Origin of the sequence: Paracoccus sp. (in: a-proteobacteria) (assembly GCF_030538695.1) — a bacterium.
In the GTDB taxonomy this organism is placed as follows: Bacteria; Pseudomonadota; Alphaproteobacteria; order Rhodobacterales; family Rhodobacteraceae; genus Paracoccus.
Genome location: NZ_JAUNTN010000004.1, coordinates 70398 through 94332 on the forward strand (window position 1 = coordinate 70398; position 23935 = coordinate 94332).

Here is a 23935-nt window from a genome sequence, read left to right on the forward strand (position 1 = left end):
CCCCCGTGGGATATTTAAGTGAAGAAGAAGCCGCTTTCTTCTTCATCCAAATATCCTCGGGGGTGAATGGCCGCAGGCCAGAGGGGGCGCGAGCGCCCCCTTTCTTATTCCGAAAGTGCGGCGTATTCGCCCTGCTGGCGGGCAGTCCAAAGCAGGGTCAGTTGCCAGCCGGTTTCGGTTTCGCGTTCCGATTTGACCACCCCCGCCTGATGCAGCCATGCCCGGCGGCGGGCAGCGGCGAACGGCAGGTCCAGCGTGGTTTCCTCACGGGCCTCGTTCAGCACCTCAGCCAGATGGCTGTCGATGGCCGCGACCAGATCGGGCAGCCCTTCGCCGGTCAGGGCGCTGACCGCCTGCACGCCCTCGGTTCGGGCGTCGGTGCGGCGCAGGGCGGCGCGGGTGTCGTCGGACAGCATGTCGATCTTGTTCCAGACCTCGATCATGGTGACGGTTTCATCCACGCCCAAACCGTCAAGGATTTCCGCCACATCCTGCGCCTGTTCCTCGGTTTCGGGATGGCTGATATCGCGGATATGCAGGATCAGGTCGGCTTCCAGCACCTCCTCCAGCGTGGCGCGGAAAGCGGCGACCAGTTCGTGCGGCAGATCACTGATGAAGCCCACGGTATCGGACAGGATGATCTGACGGCCATTCGGCAGGCGGATCGCCCGCATGGTCGGGTCCAGCGTGGCGAACAGCATATCCTTGGCCAGCACATCAGCGCCGGTCAGACGGTTGAACAGAGTGGATTTCCCGGCATTGGTATAGCCGACCAGCGCGACGATGGGATAAGGTACCTTGGCCCGTGCGGCGCGATGCAGGGTGCGGGTTTTTACCACCCGTTCCAACTGGCGCCGCAGCCGGGTCATCTGCTCGTCAATGGCGCGGCGGTCAGCCTCGATCTGCGTTTCGCCGGGACCACCGACAAAGCCAAGCCCGCCGCGCTGGCGTTCAAGGTGGGTCCATGCCCGCACCAGCCGGGTGCGCTGATAGGACAGCGCCGCCAGTTCCACCTGAAGCACACCTTCGCGGGTGCGCGCCCGGTCGGCAAAGATTTCAAGGATCAGCCCGGTGCGGTCGAGGATTTTGACATCCCAGGCTTTTTCCAGATTGCGCTGTTGCACCGGCGTCACCGGGCCGTCGATCAGCACCAGTTCCGCCTCGGCTGCGGCCAGTTCGGCGCCAACCTCCTCCAGCTTGCCCTTGGAAAACAGCATCCCCGGCGAGGGTTTGCGCAGCCGGGCGACCATGGCCCCGGTGATCTCGATAGCAGGCAGCGCATGGGCCAATGCCACGGCTTCTTCCAGCGCCAGTTCAGGGGCGCGGCGCTGATTGCCGCGACCATCGCCCAAATCGGGATGGATCACAAAGGCGCGGGTCGGGCGGGCGTGGGTTTCATGCCCCCCGGCCCCGGCGGCGGTGTCAGCGGCGGGCAATCAGTCCTCACCCTCGTAAAGGCTGATCGGCGCACCGGGCATGATGGTTGAAATCGCGTGCTTATAGACAAGCTGCGACTGACCGTCGCGGCGCAGCAGCACGCAGAAATTATCGAACCAGGTGATGACACCTTGCAGCTTGACGCCGTTAATCAGGAAGATCGTGACCGGCACCTTGGCCTTGCGCACATGGTTCAGGAAGGCATCCTGAAGATTTTGCTTGTCACCGGCCATTTGCACCATCCCCTATTGGCGTTTTTGTTACTTGCGCAATATCTAGGCGGTTGAACAGCCCGGCGCAAGCGCCTGCGGCTTCAGCGGCGCCAGAACTCAGGGCTGAACAACGCCAGAATCGCCAGCACCTCCAGCCGGCCAACGACCATGGTTCCCGCCAGCACCGCCTTGGTGAAATCCGGCAGCCCCGCCCATCCGGCCCAAGGCGCACCTGCAACACCTGCACCACCTTCCAGAACAGGGTTCAGCGGGATCGAACTGGCAAGCTGGCCGGTGTTGGTCAGCGCCGCAATGGACAGGATCACCGCGCTGTCAAAGCTGATCGCATGGACCGAGACCAGAACCACCGTCACCGCCAGCGTCACCGCGAACAGCATAAAGAACACAAAGGCCAGAAACGCGCCTTTTTCACGCAGATGCCGCGCCATATCGCCCCCACCACCGATGGAATGGGGGTGGATCATGCGTTCCATCTCGCGGCGGCCATGCTGGGCCAGCGCATAGACCCGCAACAGCTTGACGCCGCCCGCTGTCGTCGCCACGCCGCCGCCCATGATTGCCAGCCCGGCCAGCATCAGCCCCGGCGCAGACAGCCCCGACCAATTGCGCGCGCCCTCCCATGCCGTGCTGCTCCAGCCGGTCGTGGTCATATAGCTGAGCGCATTGAAAGCCGCCCCCCATGCCGCCGAAGCTGCATCCAGAAACCCGGCAATCGCGCTGGCAGAGGTACCACCTCCCCCGACCCGGATCGCGCCAAAGAAATGCCGGGCCAGCAGCACAACCGTGACAGTCAGAATAATCCCTGCTGCCAGGCGCAGTTCCGGGTCGTCGCCGCCCCGGTCCGATGTCCGCAACTCTCCCCCGCCGGGCCAGAAGCGCCGGGACAGTGCAGGGATCATCAGCAGGAAAATGGCCAGTTCCCCGATCATGCCGCTGCGCTGGCCGACCGGGCCTTCGGTCGCGGAAATGCCACTGGTCGAGATCGTTCCCATCGCATGACACAGCGCCACCAGTGGCGTATCCCCCGCCATCAGCAGCACCACCCACAGAACCAGCGTCAGCCCGGCATAGACGGGGAAAACCACGGACACCGCGCGCAGCACCCGCGCAACCGGATCATCCGCTTCGGGTTTGCGGCCCGGCAGGATCAGGTGCGGGCGGGTCTTGCCGCCCTCCTGCCGTTCAAATCGCTGGCTGCGGTTTTGCCGCCAGGCCATCAGCTCGAACCCGCCAACATGCAGCGGTGCCAGAATGGCAATTGCCGCCACCAGAATGAACAGCCCGCCCATCCAGCCAACCAGCCCCCGCCACAAATGCAGGCTGGGCGGCAGGCGATCAGGTGCGTAAAGCGAAGCGCCGGTCGTGGTCAGGGCGCTGACCATCTCCCACCAGGCATTGAGCAGGCCCGTATCAGGCAGGCTTTCAGCAAAAGGCACCGCCAGCATCAGCGGCAGAACCACCATCGCGCCAAGCATAGCCACCAGCACCTGAAACGCCTGTGACCCGCTTGGCATCCGTGCCGAAGCCAGTCCGATCATGCCGCCAAGGGTCAGGAAAATCAGCCCCGAATACAGAAACGCCCGCGACACCGGATAATCGCGCAGCACACCGGCATGAATGGCCGGGACCCACATCAGCGCCGCGCCGACCAGCATCAACACGACCAACAGCGGCAGGCGGATCAGCACCGACATCAGAAAAAGTCGATCGCAACATGCAGCAGGCGGTCGACCTCTGGCACATCCTTGGTCAGCGCGAACAGCACGATGATGTCGCCATCGTCGATGCGGGTCTCGCCCGTGGGCCTGACGATGCGGCTGCCTTTCAGCACCGCGCCAAGCAACACCCCTTCGGGAAAGTCGATGTCGCGGATCATCCGGCCCGCAATCTGCGTCGTGGCCAGAACCTGCGCCTCGATCACCTCGGCTTCGGCGTCACCGATGGAATAGACATCGCGCACCCGACCATGGCGGACATGGCGCAGGATGGTGGACACCGTCGTTGCCCGCGGGTTGATATAGGCATCAATGTCCAGCACGTCGATCAGCGACACCAGGCTGGGGTCGTTAATCAGCGACAGCACCATCCCGGCGCCAGCCTGTTTGGCCCGGACCGAGGCCAGAATGTTGGTTTTATCGTCATCGGTCAGCACCAACACCGCATCGGCCTTATCGACGGCGGCTTCTTCCATCAGCTCGTCCGACAGACCGTCACCGTTCAGAACGATGGTGCGTTCCAGCGAATCCGCCGCGAACTCGGCCCTTGCGCGGTCGCGTTCGATAATGCGGGCGCGGATGCGCTCGGGCGCACGCTCCAGCGATTGCGCCACGGCAAGGCCCACATTACCGCCGCTGATAATGACCACGCGTTCGGGCCGGATCGGCGGCTTGCCAAAGATTTCCAGCGTGCGGGCGACATCCTGCGTCAGCGTGAACACATAGATCTGATCCCCGGCAAACAACTGGTCGCCCGGTTCCGGCGCGAACAACCGGCCTTCACGGCGCACCCCGGCAACCACCGCCGACAGCGACGAAAACAGCTCGCTCAACTGGCGCAGGGGTGTGTTCAGCGCCGGGCAATCCTCATCCAGCGCAATGCCAAGCATCTGCAAGCGGCCATCAAGGAAACTTTCGGAATCAAAGGTCGAGGGCGTGCGCAGCCGTTGCAACGTAGCCTTGGCAACCTCGCGTTCGGGGCTGATTACCACGTCAATCGGCAGGTGATCGGTGCGGTAAAGGTCGGAATAGATCGCATCCAGATAGGCCCCGGCCCGCAGCCGGGCAATCTTGCGCGGCACCGAAAACACCGAATGGGCCACCTGACAGGTGACCATGTTCACCTCGTCAGAATGGGTAGCGGCAATCAGCAGGTCGCAATCACGCGCGCCCGCCCGGTCCAGAACGTCGGGATGGCTGGCAAAGCCGGTCACGCCCTGCACATCCAGCGCCTCGGTCGCGCGGCGGATCAGATCGGCGTTCTGGTCGATCACCGTGACATCGTTGCGCTCGCCCGCCAGATGGCGCGCGATCTGCCAGCCAACCTGCCCTGCTCCGCAAATAATGATCTTCATGCCATTATCCCCAGCCTGCCTGACCGTGGCTCGCTTGTCCTTGGCCTAGGCTATCCACGATCAAAGGCCAAGCCGCCTTATTTGCCCGTCACCTCGTCTTCATCGCTGCGATTGCCTCCGACCACACCCAGCGATTTCAGCTTGCGGTGCAAGGCGCTGCGCTCCATCCCGACGAATTGCGCGGTGCGGCTGATATTGCCGCCAAAGCGTTCGATCTGCGTCAGCAGGTATTCACGCTCGAACATCTCACGCGCTTCACGCAAGGCCAGCGCGGTGATTGCCGGGCCAAGCGACAGCACATCGCCCACCTGCGCCCCAGCCCCCTGCGTTTCCAGTTCGGATGGCTGCACCGGGCCGCTGTCCTCGGCCAGAATCAGCACCCGCTCGATCATGTTGCGCAATTGGCGAATATTGCCCGGCCAGCGCATCGCCTGAAGCGCAGAGATCGTTTCCGGCAACAGCTCACGCGCGACAAGCCCCTGACTGTCCACGAAACCATCAATGAAATGCTGCGCCAGTTCCGGGATGTCGTCGCGCCGTTCCGCCAGCGACGGCACCACAACCGGCACCACATTCAGCCGGTCAAACAATTCCTGCCGAAAACGCCCGGCCTCGATTTCCTGCGCCAGATCGCGGTTGGTCGAGGAGATCACCCGCAGATCGACGCGCACCTTGTCGCTGCCCCCGGCGCGGGTGAATTGCTGTTCGGTCAGCACCCGCAGGATTTTCGGCTGGGTGCCAAGCGGCATATCGGCCACCTCATCGAAGTAGATCACCCCGCCATGTGCCTGTTCCAGCAGACCCTTTTCCACGCCGCGCTCGGCGCTTTCCCGGCCGAACAGGACTTCTTCCATCCGTTCGGGTTCAATGGTGGCGCAGGATACAGTGACAAAGGGGGCATCCGCGCGCGGGCTGTGGGTGTGGATATAGCGGGCGGCCAGTTCCTTTCCGGTCCCCGGCTCTCCGGTCAGCATCACCCGGCCATTGGATTTCGCCACCTTGTCCAACTGATCCCGCAGCCGCCGGAAAGCAGATGAACTGCCTGTCATCTCGACCGGACCAGCGCCCTGACGCCGCAGGGACGAGTTTTCCCGCCGCAACCGGCTGGTTTCCATGGCGCGGTTGATAACCACAAGCAACTGGTCGATGTTGAAGGGCTTTTCGATAAAATCATAAGCGCCCTGCCGGATCGCCGCGACCGCGATTTCGATATTCCCGTGGCCCGAGATAATCACCACCGGCACCGAAGGGTTGTCCCGCTTGACCTGTTTCAGAATGTCGATCCCGTCCATGCGGCTGTCTTTCAGCCAGATGTCCAGAATCATCAGCGCCGGTTCGGCGTCGTTCAGCGCGGCGATTGCCTCATCGGCATTGGCGGCGGTGCGGGTTGTGAAACCCTCGTCTTGCAGGATGTCCGCGATCAGCTCGCGGATGTCCTTTTCGTCATCGACGATCAGAATATCACTCATTTTGCTGCCTCTTGCTCAATGATTTGGTCGGGGGTCAGATCAGAGGTCTGCCCTGATTTCCGGGTCCGGCTGCGCACCGGATGGCGTTCGCGCGGCAGAGTGATCCGGGCCAAAGCGCCGCGCTGGCCAAAGATGGCCTCAGGCGCGTCGGTCAGAATCAGGCTGCCGCCATGTTCTTCGACGATTTTCTTGCAGATCGGCAGGCCAAGGCCGGTGCCGGTGGATTTCAACGTGACATAAGGATCGAACAGCCGGGCGCGGTCCTCGGGCAGACCGATGCCGTTGTCGGTCACGCTGATCGTCACGGTTTCCGGGTCGTCGGACAGATCAACGCGAATGGCCGGGCGCCAGTCTGCAGTGGCATTTTCTGCATGTTCTTCAACGGCCTCGCCCGCGTTCTTCAGAAGGTTGGTAAACACCTGCGCCATCATGCCCGCATCGCAATCGACCGTCACCGGATGGTCAGGCAGCGCGACCTGCAAGGCCCCGCCAAGCGCATCCTGCTGCAACAGTGCGCTTTCGCGCAACAGGCCCACGATGTCGGTTTCCTTGCGGTCGGGTTCCGGCATCCGGGCAAAACGGGAAAACTCGTCAACGATGCGGCGCAGGTCGCCAGTCTGGCGGATAATCACATCGACATAGCTGTCAAGCTGTTCGCGCTGATCCCCTGCGATGGGGGCAAACTTGCGCCGCAGACGTTCGGCGGAAAGCTGGATCGGGGTCAGCGGGTTCTTGATCTCATGCGCGACGCGGCGGGCCACATCGCCCCATGCAGCCATGCGCTGTGCGCTGACCAGTTCGGTCACATCGTCAAAGGCCACCACATAGCCCGCCAATTCGCCCCCTTCGGCCTGCCGCCGGGCCATGCGCACCAGCAGGCTTTCGCTGCGCCCCTCGCGGGTCAGGCGGATTTCGTCCTGCATGGTTTCGGCCACGCTGCTTTCCAGCTTGTCGAACAGCGCCGCGAACTCTGGCACGGCAAGGCGCAAGGGCGCGTCGATGTCGCGTTCCGGGTCCAGCCCCAGCAGGCGCGTGGCAGAGCGGTTCAGAAAGTCGATCTCGCCCGCCGCATCCAGGCCGACAACGCCAGATGTGACCGAGGTCAGCACCGAATCGAACAGCCGCCGCTGGTCATCGGACAGACGATAGCTTTCAACCAGCTCTGCACGCTGCTGTTTCAACTGCCGGGTCATACGGTTGAAACTGGCGCCAAGGGTCTGGATCTCGTCGCCGGTGTCGGGTTCGACGATCTGCACATCCAGATCACCCGCCCCGACCCTTTCGCTGGCTTCGGCCAGCCGCCCGATGGGGCGCGACAGCCGTTCAGCGAACCACAGCCCCAGCCAGATCGCCGCCGCGACCAGCAGCAGGGCAAAGCCAAGATACAACAGCGAGAACTCGAACAGCACCCGACCGCGCGTGGCCTCCAACTGTTGATATTGGCCGACCGTGGCGCGGGTGTCGTCCAACAGACCCAGCAGACTGCCATCCACATCGCGGGTCACATACAGCAGCCGGTCAACCAAAGGATCCAGCGGCACAAGGGCGCGAAACTCGTTATTCTGCCAATCCTCGATCAGCGCAATACCGCTGCTGCGGGCCTGCGCGATCTGGTCGGGGCCGGGTTGTTCATATGAAAACAGATAGCTGCGCTCCCCCCGCGCCCGGATACTGCCGCCGCCGTCGATGATAAAGGCTTCCCGCAATCCGCGCTGGATCTGCCCCTGCCCATCCACCAGCAATTGCCGCAGCACACCGTCATCGGTCAGCGGGTTCTGCCGCCCGGCCTCGGCGATAAAGATGCCAAGCGCGCGGGCGTCGCTGCCAAGGTCACGGCGATGTTCGTCCTGATAGGCGACGGCAGCCTCCATCGAGGTCGTCACCACCTGCTGCACCCGGCTGGAAAACCAGCCCTCCAGCCCGATATTCACCGTCAGCCCGGCGAAAACCGCCACCAGCACCGTCGGCACCAGCGCAATCACCGTAAAGACCGAGGCCAGCCGCAGGTGCAGCCGCGACCCGGCCTGCGAGCGCCGCCCCTCGGCCAGCATCCGCACCAGCCGCGCCGCCATCAGCCCGCCAAGCACGATCAGATAGATCAGGTCCGCCAACAGCACGAGGCGCAGCGCGTTGGTGGCGACACTCGGCCCCAGCGGCCCCATGACCGCATAGGTCAGCGCCGCCAGCAGCGGCCCAAGCACCACCAGCAGCAGCGCCGCGCCATTCTGGACACGCCGCGCCCGGCGCAGACGCGCCAGCCGGTCCCAGTTTCGCCGTGACAGAGATGCCGCCACTGATGCCTCATTCGCCAAAGCGCACGGTTACCCCGTGTCACCATTTGCCAGGCTGTTGCCATAACGCCCGGCCCTGTGGCCCTTTTACATCAGTTTGCGGCGGCGTGTCACCTCGATATTCAGATCCGTCAGTTTCTTGCGCAAAGTATTGCGATTGATCCCCAGCATTTCGGCACAACGAAGCTGATTGCCGCTGGTCGCATCAAGGGCGATATCCAGCAGCGGACGCTCCACCTCGGCAATCACCCGGTCGTAAAGACCCGCAGGCGGCAACTGCCCGTCCAGCAGCGCGAAATAGCGACGCAGATGCGCCTCAACCGCCTGGGCAAGCCCGCCATCAGCACCTTCGACCGGCGACACATTGCGCGAGACAGCAGGCATCGGGCCATCATTCAGCGCGGCACGGGCCTCATCGCCGCTGATCTCGGCCCCCTGTGCGGTCACGGCCAGACGCCGCAGCAGGTTTTCCAATTCACGCACATTGCCGGGGAATGGATGGGCGCGGATCACCGCTTCCGCCTGATCCGACAGGCTGCGTTCCGGCAGACCCTGCGCCGCCGCGCGGGTCAGCAAGTGCTGCGCCAGCGCCGGGATATCCTCGACCCGACGGCGCAGCGGCGGCACCGTCAGCGTCACTCCGGCCAGCCGGTAATACAGATCCGCCCGCAGCCGCCCGCTGGCCAGATCCTCCTGCGGGTCCGGGCCGGCGGTGGCAATGATCCGCGGGGCGACGGGACCACCACGGGCGGCGCTTGCCTCCCAATCCTCCAGCAGCCCGACCAACCGCGCCTGCGCAGCCGCATCCAGCCCGGCAGCATCCTCGACGATCAGCGTTCCGCCGGGCAGGTCACGGGCCAGCCGGTTCAGGGTTTCGGCACTGGCGTCATGGGCGGTCAGCACGCCAAGCTGACGGTCGCGGCGGTCGGACAGCTCATGCAGGCTGCGGGCGACAAGGCTGCGGCCCGCCCCCGCCTCGCCCGTCACCAGCACCGGCAGATCGGCGTTCAGCACCCGCGCGACCGAGCGGAACAACGCCTGCATCACCGGCGCATGACCGATCAGCGGCAGCTTGCCCGCATCCTGTGCGGGCAGCGCAGGCATATCCGGCACCGGCTCAGGCCGCGATTTCGCCCGCCGCTCCAGCCCGGCCCGCACGCGCGCCATCAGGTCGGGCAGATCAAAAGGCTTGGGCAGGTAGTCAAAGGCATCCGCCTCGGTCGCGCGGATCGTGGTCACGATGGTATTCTGCGCCGAAATCACGATCACCGGCAGGTCCGGCCGCGCCCGGCGAATGGCGGGGATCATATCAATGCCGTTGCCGTCAGGCATCATCACATCGGTCACGACGACATCACCCCGGCCTTCTTCGACCCAGCGTTGCAACTGGCCAAGACTGCCGGTGGCATGAACGCGACACCCGGCACGGGTCAGGGCCTGCGTCAGAACGGTGCGGATGGTGCGGTCGTCGTCAGCGATCAGAACGGTGCCGTCCATGGTGGCTCCTTAGGCTTTGGGCAGGGAAAGGCGGAAAAGCGTGCGTCCGGGGCGGCTGTCCAGCCGCAGCCAGGCCCCGTGGTCATTGGCAATCTTGCTGACCAGTGCCAGGCCAAGCCCGGTGCCGTTTTCACGCCCGGACACAAAGGGTTCAAAGACATGCTCAGCAATCGCATCAGGGATGCCGGGGCCATCGTCCTCGATTTCCAGTTGCAAGGGCAGCGATTGGTTACTGTCCGGGTGGCGGATGGTGCTGTCGTAATGACTGCGCAGCCGCAAGGTGCCGGGACCGCGCGGGTCGGCGCTGCTGCGCCCGTCGCGGGCCAGCGCCTCGGCAGCGTTACGCAACAGGTTCAGGACCAGCTGCATCATCCGATCCGGGTCCACCAGCGCAGGCGGCAGCGAGGGGTCATATTCCCGCACCACCGCCGGACCAGCGGCCGCAAGCTGAAAGCTCTGCCGGGCGCGGTCCAGCACGTCATGAATGTTCACCGCCGCCAGCGCCGGGGCCGAGGTATCCCCAAACCGCTCGACCTGCTCCAGAAGCGCCACCACCCGACGGCTTTCCTCGACGATCAGATCGGCAAGGTCGCGGTCCTCGGGTGACAGCCCTTCGGCCAGCAATTGCGCCGCGCCGCGGATACCGGCCAGCGGGTTCTTGATCTCATGCGCCAGCATCTCGGCCATACCGATGGCGGCACGCGCGGCACTGTTCTGGCGCAACGGGCGGCTGTCGGCAGGCTCGATCACCGCCTGCGCCCCGCCATCGGGCAGCGCCGAGACGAACACCGAGGCGCGGCGCATCTGATAGCCGCCGGTGCGATCACCGATTTCCCAAATCAGGTTATCCTGAAACTGCACATCCAGCGCGGCCCGGTCCAGCATGGCGAACAGCCCCGGATCGACCCGCAACCGCGCCAGCAGCGCCGGATCATCCAGCCGCAGCCCGGCCACGCTTTTGCTGGACAGGTTCAGCCAGACCTCACCCAAATCATTCAGGCTGACCACCCGATGCGCCGCATCAAAGCGGATCGCGGGCAAGGGCAGCGCCAGCCAGACGGGATCGGGGGCGGCGGGGGCAGAATCGGGGGCGGCGCTCATGCAGCCTCGCTTTCCGGCAGATCGGCAAAGCGGCGGATCAGCGCGTGGGTGGCGGCAATATCGGGCGCACGCACCAAGGCATCGCGCAAATCCGGCGCATCGGCGGCCTCAGCATACCAGCCAAGGTGCTTGCGGGCGACGCGAGCGCCAAGTTCATTGCCGTAATGGGACAGGATCTCCTCGTAATGCGCCGACACCAGCGCCGCCAGCGCCGCGCCCTGCGGCACCTCGGGCGCGGGGGCGGCGTGCAAGGCATGGGCAATCTGCGCCAGCCGCCAGGGCGCACCCTGCGCGCCACGCCCGACCATCACCGCATCAGCGCCGGAATCCGCACGCGCCTGCGCCGCGCTGGCCGCATCCACCACATCGCCATTCGCCACCAGCGGCAGCCCCGGCACGGCGTCACGCACCGCCCGGATGGCCGCCCAATCGGCATGGCCCTTATAGAATTGCGCCCGCGTGCGGCCATGCACGGTCAGCATCCTGACCCCGGCATCCGCCGCCCGACGCGCCAGCGCAGGCGCGTTCAGGCAGTCCTCATCCCAACCCAGACGCATCTTCAGCGTGACCGGCAAGCCGCCCTCGGATTCCGCCGCTGCAACGACGGCCTCGATCAGCCGCAGCGCGTGGTCGAGGTCGCGCATCAGCGCCGCGCCGGACAGTCCGCCGGTGACTTTCTTGGCCGGGCAGCCCATGTTTATATCAATGATCCGCGCCCCCATACCCGCCACGATACGGGCGGTTTCGGCCATCGGCGCGGCCTCGCGGCCCGCGATCTGCACGCTGACCGGCTGGCCGCCCGCCACCATCGCCTTGGCCCGCACCGCCGCGCGGGTCGAGGGGCGCGGCGTCACCATCTCGGTTGAGGCCACCATCTCACTGACCACCAGCCCGGCCCCGAACCCGGCCACCATACGGCGGAACGGCAGATCGGTAATCCCCGCCATCGGCGCCAGAAACACCGGCGGCCCAAGGGTCACATCATCAAGCTGGATCGGGTCATGGTTGCTCATAATCTGGTCCTTATGCCGGGGGGCAGGCTGCGATAAGGGCCACCGCATCGCTTTTGCAGGCCAATGACAGCGGGCGGGGCGTGCTGTTCGAAAGTTCGGCATACTGCCTGAAAATTGTGCATAAAGCAATCGCTGGCCCTGCGCGACACGCCCGGATAACCTGCGAAGAAAGCCAAGGAAAGCACCCATGTTTCTGTCCGTTTTCGACCTGTTCAAGATCGGCGTCGGCCCGTCGTCCTCGCACACGATGGGGCCAATGGTGGCGGCGGCTCGGTTTCTGGACCTGTTGCGGGCAGCCCCCTTTGCCGCGCAAGGGCTGCGGGCCAGCCTGCACGGCTCGCTGGCCTTTACCGGCAAGGGCCACGCCACCGACCGCGCCACCATCCTTGGTCTTGGCGGCATGGTGCCGGAAACCATGGACGTAACCGCAGCCGAGGCGCTGCTGGCGGATAACCGCGCCAGCCTGACCCTGACACCCGCAGGGCTTGGCCCGCTGCGGTTCGATCCGGCCAGCGATCTGATCTTTGACTATGACCGGCCGCTGCCGGGCCATGCGAATGGGATGATCCTGTCGGCGCTGGACGCACAGGGCGATGTGATCCTGTCAGAAACCTATTACAGCATCGGCGGCGGCTTCGTGCTGACCGGGGCCGAACTGGCCGCGCGCGGCGATGACACCCGGACCGAGGCCAGCCCGCGCGTTCCCTTTCCCTTTGCCAGCGCCGCCGAGATGCTGGCCATGGCCGCCGAATCGGGCCACAGCATCGCCGCCATGAAGCGCGAGAACGAACGCCGCTTTCGCAGCGATGCGCAGATCGACGCCGGGCTGGCGCGGATATGGAACACTATGCGCGACTGCATGGATCGCGGCCTGACCACCGGCGGCACCCTGCCCGGCGGGCTGAACATCCGCCGCCGGGCGCAGGCGATCCACGCCAGCCTGATGGCGGAGCGCGGCCTGAACCTGACCGCGCCGCATGTCATCAACGACTGGATGTCCACCTATGCGATGGCCGTGAACGAGGAAAACGCCGCTGGTGGTCAGGTCGTCACCGCGCCGACCAATGGTGCGGCGGGGGTGGTGCCTGCGGTTATCCGCTATTGGCTGGACCATGTGCCGGGCGCGTCAGAACGCGATTTGGGCGATTTCCTGCTGACGGCGGCAGCGATTGGCGGGCTGATAAAGCATAACGCCAGCATTTCCGGCGCGGAATGTGGCTGTCAGGCCGAGGTTGGGTCGGCCAGCGCCATGGCGGCCGCCGGTCTGGCTGCCGTCCTTGGCGGCACACCGGAACAGATTGAAAACGCCGCTGAAATCGCGCTGGAACACCACCTTGGCATGACCTGCGACCCGGTGCGCGGGCTGGTGCAGGTGCCTTGTATCGAGCGCAACGGGCTTGGCGCGATCAAGGCCGTATCCGCCGCCAGCCTCGCCCTGCGCGGCGATGGCCAGCATTTCGTGCCGCTGGACGCCGCCATCGAAACCATGCGCCAGACTGGCCGCGACATGTCCGAGAAATACAAGGAAACCTCGCTTGGCGGGTTGGCGGTGAATGTGCCGAATTGCTGAACACCACGCAGGGATATGAAATCAGCACGATCAAGACGACCCGGACAATTTCGCACAACAAAGACGCCACTGTTGCGGTTCCGGCAACTTGCGCAACCGGCCCTTTGGCCCGTTCATCCGCCAAATCAACGACATCTCAATCAGCACTGCCCGCCCGCCCAGCGATCCACCGCCGCAAGCCAGCCATTGCGCCGGGCGGGCGGCTTGCGCTAGGCAGAGGCAAAATGATTTCACGAGGGATGCCCGATGAAACTTCGCCTTGCCGCCCTGGCCCTTCTGCCGCTGGCCCTTGCCGCCTGCGACGAAACGCAGATGCAGAACTTTCGTGACAGCTTCAGCAGCAAGCCTGCCGAAACCGCGCAAGAACCCGCGGAACCCACGCCGCCGCAGCCCCCTGCGGTCTCGCCGCTGAAAGATCCGATCGAGTTGGCAGGCGGGGCGAAAACCGCCCGCGCCACCGCGCAGGCCGGGACGGTGAATGTCACCGCGCTGAACGCAATTGGCACGGAACAGGACTGGTCCGCCGATGTGGCCGGGGGCAAGGTGGTGTTCAAACGCGCGGGCGCGGCGGATGTCACGGTTGCGGTTGATCGTCTGGTCTTTGCCGGTGGGATCGAGTTCATCGGCGTGCTTGGCGGACGCCCCTTTACCCTGCGCGCCTCCGAAGCCGCCTGCACCGGGCGCGGCGGCCAGAAATACCCGCTGAGCGTGACGCTGCGGGCGCAGGGCAACACCCTGACCGGCTGCGGTTCCGCCGCGCAGACGGCCTCCTGATACGAATGGTTCAACGCGCCTGCGGAATATCGCCGCTGGCGCAGTTGCGCTCTGGTTGTTTCGGCTGACGGACGTTAGGATTACGCCAAATCTACGAGGGACTTTCCGACATGCGCCGCCCCGCCAAACGCCGCCCCTATCTTCGCCGCCTTCTGGCGACAACCCTGCCCGCCGCGCTGCTGATGGCCAGCGCGTCCGGCACCGCGCAGGCCGATATTACCATCGGGCGCGGCATGAACAGCTATGGCCTGCCCGGCGCAGTCGATACACCCACCGCCGAGATGCTGCCTGACGCCACCATCGGTGCCACCCTGTCTTTTTCGCATACCGCACGTCGTAACACGCTGTTCTTTCAGGCACTTCCCCGACTGAACGTCGCGCTGCGCTATGCCAAACTGGACAAGTTCGACGATTACCACGATCAGGGCTATATCTGGGACCGCTCGCTGGACCTGCGCTATCAACTGCTGGACCAGACCGACGGCTGGCGGCCCTCGGTCGCGATCGGCTTGCAGGATTTTTTGGGAACCGGGATTTATTCCGGCGAATATATCGTCGCCACCAAGGACGTGACGCCAACCATCCGCGCCACCGTCGGCCTTGGCTGGGGCCGTCTGGCGGGCAAGCCGCGCCCGGTCGAATATGGCGACGAGGGCGGCAAGCCCAATGTCGATACATGGTTCCGCGGCGGGGCGAAGCCCTTTGCCTCGGTCGCATGGCAGGCCAATGACCGGATGCGGCTGGTAGCGGAATATTCCAACGATTCCTATGAACTGGAAGTCGCTGAGGGGCAGGACGCCCCCGATGGCCATATCAATCTGGGCCTGAATTACCGCCTTGGCGAGAATTACGAGCTGGGGCTTTATACCATCGGCAGCAAAAAGGTCGGGGCGCAGTTCACGCTGATGCTGAACCCCAAGACTGCGCCCTTCCCCTCGGGGCTGGAAGGTGCGCCCGCGCCGGTGCGCCCGCGCCCCGCACCAGCGGCAGACCCCGACGGCTGGTCGGGCCATTGGGCCGCCGACCCCAGCGCACAGCCCGCCATTCAGCAGGCTCTGGCCAATGCGCTGCTGAAAGACGGGCAGCGGCTCGAATCCATGCGCCTTGGTCCCGACCGGGCCGAAGTCCGCATCCGCAACCTGCGCTATCTGCAACAGGCCGAGGCCGTGGGCCGCACTGCGCGGCTGATGACCCGCGCCCTGCCGCCTTCGGTGGAAACGCTGGTGATTACCTCGGTAGAAAGCGGAATGCCCGCCTCATCCGTGACGCTGCGCCGGTCCGATGTCGAGCGGCTGGAGAACACCTCATCCGACAAGATCGCCGCAGCCGCGCAGATCGGAGAGGCCGACCTGTCCCGCGACGGCTGGCAGGCCACGCCGGGCATGTTCCCCCGCTTTACCTGGCAGGCCAAGCCCTATTTCATGGCCGGGCTGTTCGACGCCTCGGATTCCGCGAAATATGAGATCGGCGGAGAGCTGAACGCCAGCTATGAGATGGCCCCCGGCATCCTGTTTGAAGGCGCCATCCGCCAGCGCGTCGCCGGCACCATGGGCGAGCGCAGCGGCAAATGCCGGGCGCAAGTGCCAGACGATCAGCCCTGCCCGACCACCAGCGATGTCGTCGTGCGCAGCGATTCGTGGCAATATAACGGCCAGACCAGCCCGACGATCCCCTATCTGACCGCCGCATGGTATGCCCGCCCGGCCAATGATTTCTATAGCCGCGTGACCATCGGCCTGCTGGAACCGATGTATGGCGGGGCCTCGGGGGAAATCCTGTGGAAGCCGGTGGACAGCCGCCTTGCCCTTGGGGCAGAGGTGAACCGGGTGAAAAAACGCAGCCCCGAACAGCGTTTCGGCTTTGAGGATTACGAAGTCACGACCGGCTTTGTCTCGGCCTATTACGATTTTGGCGGCGGCTTTACCGGCCAATTGGATGTCGGCAAATATCTGGCTGGCGACGTCGGCGCGACCGTCTCGCTGGACCGTGAATTCGCAAACGGCTGGAAACTGGGGGCTTTCGTCACCAAAACCGACATGCCCGCCGAACAATTTGGCGAGGGCAGCTTTGACAAGGGCATCCGCCTGTCGATCCCGATGGGCTGGCTGACCGGACAGCCGAGCGATGCCGTCGCCAGCAACGAATTGCATTCGCTGACCCGCGATGGCGGCGCTCAGGTCCGGGTGCGTGGCCGCCTGTATGAGCGTGTGAACGACAGCCATCAGGGCAAACTTTACGAAGGATGGGGAAAGTTCTGGCGATGACCCGCAAATATCTTGGCGCGGCCTGTCTTGCCGCCACAACCCTGACGCTTGCCGCCTGCGGCAATGATACGGAACGCAGCGATACCAGCACGGTCCTGCGCCAGACGCTTGGCGGCGTTGCGGCACAGGCCGGGCAGATGGTCGGCGGCAGCGCGGCAGCCCCGGCGACCCCGGCCCGCAGCCCCGACCAGATCGCCGCAGCAGCCTTGCAGGCCAACCCCGGCCCGCTGATTTTGGCGACGGTAGAATCGGCCGGAAATATGCAGGCCATGGCGCTGATCGGGGAAAACGGCAGCCGTCGCACCTTTGCAACGACGAACCAGCAGGCGCTGGTGTTGGATCAGGGCGTGCTGACCTCGACCAAAGGGCTTGGCCACGACCTGAACGCCACTGACGCGCAGGCCAGCACCGCGCTGATCCGCGCCCGCCGTGCCGGGCAGGCCAACCGGGTGAATTACTACCTGACCGGCGAAGGTGTGGAGCGCGCCCTGCCAGTGAGCTGCACGATCACCAGCGGCGAGATGCAAGCCTTTGATTTTGCAGGCCGGATCTGGTCAGCCCGGCAAATGGCAGAACATTGTCAGGGCCATGGCGCAGATTTCACCAATAACTATCTGGTGGCGGGCGATGGCAGCATCGTGCTGTCGCGGCAATGGATCGGCCCGGCCATGGGCTATGTCACCATCCAGACCATCCGCCCCTGATCCCTGCGCTCAGTCCAATTCTTCGGGCCGCCATTGTGCGGCCCGTTTGCATATCTGCGGCCCCCGAGCCGATCACCCCGCGAATGAAGACAGCGCATAGAAAAAGGGCCGGGGAAAACCCCGACCCTTTCCAGAATGGCCCTAAAAGGGCTAATTCTTACGAGTCGTCCGAAGCGACTGCGGCGATAACGCCCAGCAGCAGCAGGGCCGGGATCACCAGGCCAGCGTTCGACGACGCCGGTTTGGTGTCAACGATAACCGGCTGAACGTCAACGACGGGGGCAACATAGCCACCAGCCAGAGCGGTCGAGGCGGACAGGCCGAGGGCGGCCACGATGGTAGCAAACTTGGTCATGATCATGCTCCGTAAAGTACCAGTGAAAGCTGCCATTAGCGACAGCATCGGGGCGACACTCGCACAAAGCCCGTGGGTTGAAAAGCGATAGCTTGATGTTTTCCACAATGGCTTTGCCCGACTGTTGCATATTAGCCAACACTTTACCCCGCAAAACCGTTCCTTGGCAGGGATATTGGCGCTTTTCTGCGCAAATTATGGCCGACGGGCGAAAATCATCTTCGCCCCCATGGAACCAGACTGGACAGCATAAAGGCCGCAGCGGCGACCACGACGACCGAAGGACCGGCGGGTGTATCCAGCCACAGGCTTGCGGCCAGACCACCCAAAACCGCCCCAGCCCCGATCAGCGTGGCGATCAGCGCCATGGCCTCGGGGCTGCGTGACAGCGGACGGGCGGCGGCGGCAGGCACGATCAGCAGCGCCGAGATCAGCAGCGCCCCGACAATCCGAATCGCCACGGCGACCACCACCGCCAGCAACAGCGCCAGGATCAGCCGCTCGCGCTCGGGGTTGATATCGGATGCAGCAGCCAGTTCTTCGTTCACGGTGGCCGCCAGCATCCGGTTCCAGCGCCAGATCAGCAGCGCAAGAACCGCCAGCGCCGCCGACCAGATCACCGCCAGATCGGCCTTGCCGACCGCCAGAATATCCCCGAACAGCCATGCGGTCAGGTCGCTGCGCATCGACGGCACGAAAGCGGCCCCGACCAACCCCAGCGCCAGCGCGGAATGGGCCAGCACCCCCAGCGCGCTGTCCATCTGATGCCCGCGCCGCGCCATCATTACGACCAGCACCGCCACCAGCACCGCCACCAGCAGCGTGCCCGCATAGACGGACACCCCGAACCCCAGCGCCAGCGCCACCCCAAGCACCGAGGCATGGGCCGTCGAATCCCCGAAATAGGCCATCCGCCGCCAGACCACAAAAGCCCCCAGCGGCCCCGTCACCAGCACAAGGCCAAGCCCCGCCAGAACCGCACGGGTCAGGAAATCGTCAAGCATGGTTGGCCCCGGCAGAATGGTCGTGAGGGTCGTGGTCATGGCCGCAACCGTCATGGCGGTGATCGTGATGATGGTTGTAAAGCGCCAGCGTGGCCTCGGTTCCACTGCCGAACAAGGCGCGGTAGCCGGGGGCAATACTGACTTCGGCCGGGCTTCCCTGACAGCAGATATGCCCGTTCAGGCAAATCACCCGGTCAGAGGCCCGCATCACCACCAGCAGATCATGGCTGACCAGCAGCACCGCAGCCCCGGTTTCACGGCGCACATCCTCGATCAGCCGGTAAAAATCGACGATCCCCGGTTGATCCAGCCCCTGAGTCGGCTCGTCCAGCACCAGCAGATGCGGACGGTTCAGCAGGGCGCGGGCCAGCAAAACGCGCTGGAACTGGCCACCGGACAGGGCGGTAATCTGGCGGCTGTCCAGCCCTTCAACGCCGGTGCGGGCCAGTGCGGCAGCGGCCTCGGCATCTGGCACCCGGCGGTGCAGCGACAGGAACCGCCGCACCGTCATCGGCACCGCAAGGTCGATATGCACCCGCTGCGGCACATAGCCGATGCGCAGCCCCGCCTGCCGGGTGATCCGGCCATGGGTCAGCGGCAATTGCCCCAAAAGCGCCCGGATCAGCGTCGATTTGCCCGAACCATTCGGCCCCACCACGGTCACGATCTCGCCCGCGGCAATGCTGAAATCCACGTCGCGCAGCACCGGCTGGTCGCCGCCGCGTCCCACCGTCAGCGATTCGGCCCGGATCAGCGCGTTCATGCGGCACCCGCGCAGGCGTCACATAATCCGATCGCCTCGAAGCTGCTGCGCTCAATGGTGAAGCCCAGTGCCTGCCCCATCACGCCCATCTGCTGCCGCAGAGCGCTGGCATCGGCCTCGGCCACGCGGTCGCATTGACGGCAGATCAGGAAAGCGGGCGCATGGTCATGGCCGGGCGACAGACAGGCGGTAAAGGCGTTCAACCGCTGGATACGATGCGCCAACCCCTGTTCGACCAGAAAATCCAGCGCCCGATAGGCCACCGGCGGCTGTTTCCCGAACCCATCCGCCGCCAGCCGCTCCAGCACGTCATAGGCGCCCATCGCGCGATGCGATTCCAGCAGGATTTCCAACGTCCGTTGTCGCACGGGGGTCAGACGCGCACCGCTGTCCTGCAACCGGGCCTGCGCGGCCTGCATGGCGTGGCCGATGCAACCCTGATGGTCATGCGGATCAAAAGCAGAGGCCATATGCGTTACCTTGTAACATTACCTGGGTGCCGTTATTACATTACATAAAACCGACACATCCCGCCCGCAAGGAGCCAGAATGACCCGATCCGCCTGCCTGCTGCCACTGCTTCTGCTGACCTCGCCCGCACTGGCCGAGCCGCTGCGCATCGTGACCGATACCGAAATGACTGCCTCGCTGGTGCGCATGGTCGGCGGCGATCTGGTCGCGCCGGTGGCGCTGATGCCACAGGGGGGCGACCCGCATCACTATCAGTTGCGGCCCTCGCAGGCGGGAGCGTTGCAGGATGCGGACCTGCTGGTATGGGTCGGGCCGGAGCTGACCCCTTGGCTGGAGCGCGCCCGCGACGGGCTGGCCAAAGGGGACAATCTGGCGCTGCTGACCGTGCCGGGAACACGGCTGCGGGATTGGGACGGGAGCGAGGCCCACACCGATCACCACGACCACGATCACAGCCATGACGGCATCGATCCTCATGCCTTCCTTGATCCGGGCAACGGCCAGCTTTGGCTGAGCGGCATTGCCGAGGCACTGGCGAAGCAGGACGGCGCAAACGCCAGCACCTATCGCGCCAATGCCGATACCGGACGGGCCTTGTTAACCACGCTGGACGCAGAACTGGCCACGCAGATGGCACCGCTGGCCGATCAGGGTTTCGTCGTGTTCCATGACGCCTACGGCTATTTCACCAACCATTATGGGATGCGCCCGGCCATGGCGCTGGCGCTTGGCGATGCAACGCCGCCTTCAGCCGCCCGGCTGGCCAGGCTGCGGGCAGATCTTGCCGCGAATCACGCGACTTGCGCCTTCCCCGAAGCCAACCACAACCCGCGCCAGATCGAAGCCTTTGTCGCCGGCACCGATCTGCGCATCGGCGCAGCATTGGACCCAAGCGGCGCGGCCTTGCCTGCGGGGGCTGATCTTTACCCGCAGATATTGCGCCAGATGGCACAGGTTTTGCACGATTGCATGGCCCCGGAATAGGCAAGCCACCGCCGGGTTTGGGATACCCTGAACCGTGCCTGCTTTTTTCTTTGACAGTTCCGACTTTTTTTGTCAGGAATGCGTCAGGACAGAAGGAGACGCCCCATGACTGCCCAACCCCGGAACGACTTCACAGCTATCGCACCCGTAGCCGCCCCGCATCCGCTGGCAGCCCTGCCGCAGCACGATGCCAACGCCCTGACGGGCGGCGGCAATCAGGCGCTGATCCTGCTGAACGATCAGGTCTATAACCTGCGCATCACCCGCGCGGGCAAGCTGATCCTGACCAAGTAATCACCCGCGCGGTTTGCGCGGCCCACCCTGCGGCTTGCCCGAGGGAGAACGGCCTGCGGGTTTGCCCGCAGCCGGTCGCCCGCCGGGTTTGCCCGAGGGGCGCCCGCCCGGCTTGCCGCCAAAAGGCTTGCCCGCAGGTGCCCCGCCGAACTTACCGGCAGGTTTCCCAAAGGGTTTTCCGCCCCGACTGCTGCCCCCGCTTTCATCCGAACGCGAGCGGAAACCTTCCTTGCGCGGGCCATCGGATTTCGGCCCCCGCGCAAAGCCTTTGCCCCCATGCGGCGCGTCGCCACGCGCGGAATTGCTGCGGGGCGCATCATCACGGCCGCGCCAGGGTTTCCCCTCTCCCTGCGTGGCCCTGTTGCCGGACGGGGCCTTGCCCGGCCCGAAACTCCGGCCCTGCGGGCGGGCGGCGCGATCGTCTCTGGTGCCGCCCGCCTTGTCGCCCCGGCCTTCATAGCGGGGTTTGTCACCAAACTTGCGGGGGGCATCGCCATCGCGGCGATCATCCCGGCCACCATCCCGGCGTGGCTTGTCGCCAAAGCGCGGCTTGTCACCAAACTTGCCCGGTCGGTCGCCGAAACTGCGAGCAGGACGGTCGCCGCCCCGTTCTTCGCGCGGGCGGTCTTGCAGGCGGTCTTCACGAGGACGATCATCACGCGAAAAGCGCGGCTTGAAGCCCCCCTCACCACGGGGCCGCTCATCACCATCACGGCGCGGACGGTCCCCGAAACGCGGCTTATCCCCGAAGCTGCGCGGGCGATCATCACCTTCGCGCCGCGGCCGGAAACTGCCCCCACGATCACCACCGCCTTCGCGCGGGCCAGCCCCGTGGCGCGGTTTGCGCCCGGCGCGCAGCCCCTCGCCGCTGAACTTGTCGCTGAAATCGCGGGATGGGCGGTCGCCACCCTCACGACCCTCACGATGGCCACGATCCTCGGCACCACGGGCGCGGAACTCTCGCGGGCGGTCCTCGACCTCCTCGCCGGTCAGCAAGCCGCCAAGCTGATCTTTCAACACCCGGCGCTTGATCTCACGGACTTCGTTTTCCTCCATCCCGGTCAGTTTGAAGGGACCATAGCCAATGCGGATCAGCCGGTTCACCATCAGCCCGATATGCGCCATGGCGCGACGGATTTCGCGGTTCTTGCCTTCGCGGATACCAACCGTAACCCAGGCGTTCGCGCCCTGCTGGCTGTCCAGACGGATTTCCATTGGCTGAAAATCCTCGCCATCAAGGGTCACGCCCTCGCGCAGCGGATCGAACGTGGTATCCGAAGGCCGCCCGTTCACCCGAACACGATAACGGCGCAGCCAGCCCGTTGCGGGCATTTCCAGCCGACGCTTCAGCTCTCCGTCATTGGTCAGGAGCAGCAGCCCCTCGGAATTGAGATCAAGCCGCCCGACCGACATCACACGGGGCAGATCGCGGGGCAGCGCGTCGAAGACGGTCTGGCGGCCCTTCTCGTCGGATTCCGACGTTACCAGCCCGACCGGCTTGTAATACAGCCACAACCGGGTTTCCTGCGGCGCATCCATCGGCTTGCCGTCGATCGCCACCCGATCCGAAGGCAGCACATCCAGCGCCGGGCTTTTAATGGTCTTGCCGTTGACCGTCACCCGGCCCTCAAGGATCATCCGTTCCGCATCACGGCGGCTGGCCACACCGGCGCGGGCCATGGCCTTGGCGATACGTTCGCCGGGTTTCGGGGTCTCGGGGGTGGATTCGGTAGTGGTGTCGTCGGTCATGGCGAAGATCTCCTGCGCAATCGCTGCGGTGGTTTCGGCGCGTCTATGCCCAACGCGCCAGGAAGGAAAGCGGTTCTTGCAGGATACAGCAGATCACGCGAAAAGGTGATATGTTCATCAGCCAGATGCCTCTTGCCCTGTCCGAAGCCCGCGCCGCCGCCCTGCGCGGCGAGGTGCCGGTGGGTGCTGTCGTAACCGATGCAGCGGGCCGGGTGGTTGCACAGGCAGGCAACCGCACGCGCGAACTGTCCGACCCGACCGCCCATGCCGAAATCCTTGCCATCCGCGCCGCCTGCGCCGCCGCCCGGTCAGAACGCCTGCCCGGCCATCGCCTTTGGGTGACGCTGGAACCCTGCCCGATGTGCGCCGCCGCCATCAGCGCCGCCCGGATCGAAGTGCTGTATTACGGTGCCGCCGACCCGCGTATGGGCGGCGTGGCACATGGCGCACGGGTGTTTGCGCATCCACAATGCCACCACCGCCCCGAGGTGCATGAGGGGCTGGCCGCTGACGAATCAGCGGTGCTTTTGCGGGATTTCTTCAACGCCCGGCGATAGCGGCCTGAAAGGCACGTTCAGCCCATTCCAGCAGGGTTTCAGGGTCATCCAGAACCTCGGCCGGGACTTCGCGGAAACTGGTCAGGGCACGTTCCTCGCCTTTGGTCTGATAGATCAGCGGGCGTGACCCTGCGGCGTCGTAATCCGCCTGCGTGTCGGCGTCGGTTTTGCAATACAGCCCGCCTTCCCATACCATCGCAAAGACCACCCCAGCACGATAGAGGGCGATTGCGCCGAACAAGGGCCGCAGGGTGATGGGCCAGCCGTCCAGCATATCGGCATATTCCGCCGCCATGGCCCGCGCCTGATCTGTCTGTCTGTTCATGTCTGACCGC

22 protein-coding genes are annotated in these 23935 nt (G+C 65.0%); 7 read left to right on the forward strand and 15 right to left on the reverse strand.

Features of this window, described 5'->3' with window-relative positions:
* Nucleotides 1-104 precede the first annotated feature (104 nt).
* From hflX to dusB, 9 genes are all read right to left on the reverse strand, one after another.
* Complete coding sequence (hflX, locus tag Q4G24_RS03030) at nucleotides 105-1436, reverse strand: GTPase HflX (RefSeq protein WP_303365022.1); 1332 nt, start codon at nucleotides 1434-1436, stop codon at nucleotides 105-107.
* A complete protein-coding gene (gene hfq / locus Q4G24_RS03035; RefSeq protein ID WP_107672734.1) occupies nucleotides 1437-1670 on the reverse strand; it encodes an RNA chaperone Hfq in 234 nt (77 codons plus the stop codon).
* A gap of 80 nt (nucleotides 1671-1750) precedes the next feature.
* On the reverse strand, nucleotides 1751-3364 hold the full coding sequence (locus Q4G24_RS03040) for a potassium transporter TrkG (RefSeq protein WP_303365023.1): 1614 nt from the start codon (nucleotides 3362-3364) through the stop codon (nucleotides 1751-1753).
* Nucleotides 3364-4740 carry a Trk system potassium transporter TrkA gene (gene trkA, locus Q4G24_RS03045; protein WP_303365024.1) on the reverse strand — a complete coding sequence of 459 codons (1377 nt, stop codon included), beginning with the start codon at nucleotides 4738-4740 and terminating at the stop codon, nucleotides 3364-3366. Before trkA ends, Q4G24_RS03040 begins: the two co-directional genes overlap by 1 nt.
* 77 nt (nucleotides 4741-4817) lie before the next feature.
* Nucleotides 4818-6209, reverse strand: coding sequence for a sigma-54 dependent transcriptional regulator (locus Q4G24_RS03050; protein WP_303365025.1), 1392 nt, complete (start codon nucleotides 6207-6209; stop codon nucleotides 4818-4820).
* A complete protein-coding gene (locus Q4G24_RS03055; protein WP_303365026.1) occupies nucleotides 6206-8503 on the reverse strand; it encodes an ATP-binding protein in 2298 nt (765 codons plus the stop codon). Before Q4G24_RS03055 ends, Q4G24_RS03050 begins: the two co-directional genes overlap by 4 nt.
* Before the next feature lie 84 nt (nucleotides 8504-8587).
* Nucleotides 8588-9997 carry a response regulator gene (locus Q4G24_RS03060; protein ID WP_303365027.1) on the reverse strand — a complete coding sequence of 470 codons (1410 nt, stop codon included), beginning with the start codon at nucleotides 9995-9997 and terminating at the stop codon, nucleotides 8588-8590.
* Nucleotides 9998-10006: 9 nt separating this feature from the next.
* Complete coding sequence (locus Q4G24_RS03065) at nucleotides 10007-11098, reverse strand: nitrogen regulation protein NR(II) (RefSeq protein WP_303365028.1); 1092 nt, start codon at nucleotides 11096-11098, stop codon at nucleotides 10007-10009.
* Nucleotides 11095-12111, reverse strand: coding sequence for a tRNA dihydrouridine synthase DusB (gene dusB / locus Q4G24_RS03070; protein ID WP_303365029.1), 1017 nt, complete (start codon nucleotides 12109-12111; stop codon nucleotides 11095-11097). The genes Q4G24_RS03065 and dusB overlap by 4 nt, the downstream gene beginning before the upstream one ends.
* Nucleotides 12112-12298: 187 nt before the next feature.
* Between dusB and Q4G24_RS03075 the strand changes: the two genes are divergently transcribed.
* The 4 genes from Q4G24_RS03075 to Q4G24_RS03090 all read left to right on the forward strand — a co-directional run bounded on the left by Q4G24_RS03075 (nucleotide 12299) and on the right by Q4G24_RS03090 (nucleotide 17423).
* Nucleotides 12299-13681, forward strand: coding sequence for an L-serine ammonia-lyase (locus Q4G24_RS03075; RefSeq protein ID WP_303365030.1), 1383 nt, complete (start codon nucleotides 12299-12301; stop codon nucleotides 13679-13681).
* Between the two features lie 246 nt (nucleotides 13682-13927).
* Complete coding sequence (locus Q4G24_RS03080; RefSeq protein WP_303365031.1) at nucleotides 13928-14455, forward strand: hypothetical protein; 528 nt, start codon at nucleotides 13928-13930, stop codon at nucleotides 14453-14455.
* Between the two features lie 110 nt (nucleotides 14456-14565).
* Complete coding sequence (locus tag Q4G24_RS03085) at nucleotides 14566-16719, forward strand: YjbH domain-containing protein (protein ID WP_303365032.1); 2154 nt, start codon at nucleotides 14566-14568, stop codon at nucleotides 16717-16719.
* A complete protein-coding gene (locus Q4G24_RS03090) occupies nucleotides 16716-17423 on the forward strand; it encodes a YjbF family lipoprotein (RefSeq protein WP_303365033.1) in 708 nt (235 codons plus the stop codon). Before Q4G24_RS03085 ends, Q4G24_RS03090 begins: the two co-directional genes overlap by 4 nt.
* A gap of 157 nt (nucleotides 17424-17580) precedes the next feature.
* Here the strand turns inward: Q4G24_RS03090 and Q4G24_RS03095 are convergent, their stop codons facing one another.
* From Q4G24_RS03095 to Q4G24_RS03110, 4 genes are all read right to left on the reverse strand, one after another.
* Nucleotides 17581-17784 carry a hypothetical protein gene (locus tag Q4G24_RS03095; protein ID WP_303365034.1) on the reverse strand — a complete coding sequence of 68 codons (204 nt, stop codon included), beginning with the start codon at nucleotides 17782-17784 and terminating at the stop codon, nucleotides 17581-17583.
* 209 nt (nucleotides 17785-17993) lie between these two features.
* Nucleotides 17994-18782: an iron chelate uptake ABC transporter family permease subunit gene (locus tag Q4G24_RS03100; RefSeq protein WP_303365119.1), complete on the reverse strand. Its 789-nt coding sequence runs from the start codon at nucleotides 18780-18782 to the stop codon at nucleotides 17994-17996.
* Nucleotides 18775-19545 (reverse strand): metal ABC transporter ATP-binding protein, encoded by a 771-nt coding sequence (locus tag Q4G24_RS03105; RefSeq protein WP_303365035.1) that lies wholly within the window; start codon nucleotides 19543-19545, stop codon nucleotides 18775-18777. The genes Q4G24_RS03100 and Q4G24_RS03105 overlap by 8 nt, the downstream gene beginning before the upstream one ends.
* Nucleotides 19542-19964: a Fur family transcriptional regulator gene (locus Q4G24_RS03110; RefSeq protein WP_303365120.1), complete on the reverse strand. Its 423-nt coding sequence runs from the start codon at nucleotides 19962-19964 to the stop codon at nucleotides 19542-19544. Before Q4G24_RS03110 ends, Q4G24_RS03105 begins: the two co-directional genes overlap by 4 nt.
* Nucleotides 19965-20094: 130 nt before the next feature.
* Here Q4G24_RS03110 and Q4G24_RS03115 point away from each other — a divergent pair, with 130 nt between their 5' ends.
* Together Q4G24_RS03115 and hemP are read left to right on the forward strand one after the other, a co-directional pair.
* Nucleotides 20095-21000, forward strand: a complete 906-nt coding sequence (locus Q4G24_RS03115; protein ID WP_303365036.1) for a zinc ABC transporter substrate-binding protein — start codon at nucleotides 20095-20097, stop codon at nucleotides 20998-21000.
* Nucleotides 21001-21105: 105 nt separating this feature from the next.
* Nucleotides 21106-21294, forward strand: coding sequence for a hemin uptake protein HemP (hemP, locus tag Q4G24_RS03120; protein WP_303365037.1), 189 nt, complete (start codon nucleotides 21106-21108; stop codon nucleotides 21292-21294).
* On the opposite strand, the gene Q4G24_RS03125 is transcribed toward hemP, so the two are convergent.
* The gene (locus Q4G24_RS03125) at nucleotides 21295-23043 is read right to left on the reverse strand and encodes a pseudouridine synthase (protein WP_303365038.1); all 1749 of its coding nucleotides are present in this window, start codon (nucleotides 23041-23043) and stop codon (nucleotides 21295-21297) included.
* Nucleotides 23044-23153: 110 nt separating this feature from the next.
* Here Q4G24_RS03125 and Q4G24_RS03130 point away from each other — a divergent pair, with 110 nt between their 5' ends.
* Nucleotides 23154-23600 carry a nucleoside deaminase gene (locus tag Q4G24_RS03130; RefSeq protein WP_303365039.1) on the forward strand — a complete coding sequence of 149 codons (447 nt, stop codon included), beginning with the start codon at nucleotides 23154-23156 and terminating at the stop codon, nucleotides 23598-23600.
* On the opposite strand, the gene Q4G24_RS03135 is transcribed toward Q4G24_RS03130, so the two are convergent.
* On the reverse strand, nucleotides 23584-23925 hold the full coding sequence (locus Q4G24_RS03135; protein ID WP_303365040.1) for a TfoX/Sxy family protein: 342 nt from the start codon (nucleotides 23923-23925) through the stop codon (nucleotides 23584-23586). The genes Q4G24_RS03130 and Q4G24_RS03135 overlap by 17 nt on opposite strands.
* Nucleotides 23926-23935: the final 10 nt, after the last annotated feature.

Excerpts from the sequence above, each read along its gene's own strand:
- Q4G24_RS03090 (WP_303365033.1), top strand. The coding sequence starts at position 16,716 with ATGACCCGCAAATATCTTGGCGCGGCCTGTCTTGCCGCCACAACCCTG.
- Q4G24_RS03085 (WP_303365032.1), top strand. The coding sequence starts at position 14,566 with ATGCGCCGCCCCGCCAAACGCCGCCCCTATCTTCGCCGCCTTCTGGCG.
- Q4G24_RS03095 (WP_303365034.1), bottom strand. The coding sequence starts at position 17,784 with ATGATCATGACCAAGTTTGCTACCATCGTGGCCGCCCTCGGCCTGTCC.
- Q4G24_RS03125 (WP_303365038.1), bottom strand. The coding sequence starts at position 23,043 with ATGACCGACGACACCACTACCGAATCCACCCCCGAGACCCCGAAACCC.
- Q4G24_RS03110 (WP_303365120.1), bottom strand. The coding sequence starts at position 19,964 with ATGCAGGCCGCGCAGGCCCGGTTGCAGGACAGCGGTGCGCGTCTGACC.
- Q4G24_RS03060 (WP_303365027.1), bottom strand. The coding sequence starts at position 9,997 with ATGGACGGCACCGTTCTGATCGCTGACGACGACCGCACCATCCGCACC.
- Q4G24_RS03115 (WP_303365036.1), top strand. The coding sequence starts at position 20,095 with ATGACCCGATCCGCCTGCCTGCTGCCACTGCTTCTGCTGACCTCGCCC.
- Q4G24_RS03080 (WP_303365031.1), top strand. The coding sequence starts at position 13,928 with ATGAAACTTCGCCTTGCCGCCCTGGCCCTTCTGCCGCTGGCCCTTGCC.
- Q4G24_RS03100 (WP_303365119.1), bottom strand. The coding sequence starts at position 18,782 with ATGCTTGACGATTTCCTGACCCGTGCGGTTCTGGCGGGGCTTGGCCTT.
- Q4G24_RS03065 (WP_303365028.1), bottom strand. The coding sequence starts at position 11,098 with ATGAGCGCCGCCCCCGATTCTGCCCCCGCCGCCCCCGATCCCGTCTGG.
- Q4G24_RS03050 (WP_303365025.1), bottom strand. The coding sequence starts at position 6,209 with ATGAGTGATATTCTGATCGTCGATGACGAAAAGGACATCCGCGAGCTG.
- Q4G24_RS03075 (WP_303365030.1), top strand. The coding sequence starts at position 12,299 with ATGTTTCTGTCCGTTTTCGACCTGTTCAAGATCGGCGTCGGCCCGTCG.
- Q4G24_RS03105 (WP_303365035.1), bottom strand. The coding sequence starts at position 19,545 with ATGAACGCGCTGATCCGGGCCGAATCGCTGACGGTGGGACGCGGCGGC.
- trkA (WP_303365024.1), bottom strand. The coding sequence starts at position 4,740 with ATGAAGATCATTATTTGCGGAGCAGGGCAGGTTGGCTGGCAGATCGCG.
- hfq (WP_107672734.1), bottom strand. The coding sequence starts at position 1,670 with ATGGCCGGTGACAAGCAAAATCTTCAGGATGCCTTCCTGAACCATGTG.
- Q4G24_RS03040 (WP_303365023.1), bottom strand. The coding sequence starts at position 3,364 with ATGTCGGTGCTGATCCGCCTGCCGCTGTTGGTCGTGTTGATGCTGGTC.
- dusB (WP_303365029.1), bottom strand. The coding sequence starts at position 12,111 with ATGAGCAACCATGACCCGATCCAGCTTGATGATGTGACCCTTGGGCCG.
- Q4G24_RS03135 (WP_303365040.1), bottom strand. The coding sequence starts at position 23,925 with ATGAACAGACAGACAGATCAGGCGCGGGCCATGGCGGCGGAATATGCC.
- hemP (WP_303365037.1), top strand. The coding sequence starts at position 21,106 with ATGACTGCCCAACCCCGGAACGACTTCACAGCTATCGCACCCGTAGCC.
- Q4G24_RS03130 (WP_303365039.1), top strand. The coding sequence starts at position 23,154 with ATGTTCATCAGCCAGATGCCTCTTGCCCTGTCCGAAGCCCGCGCCGCC.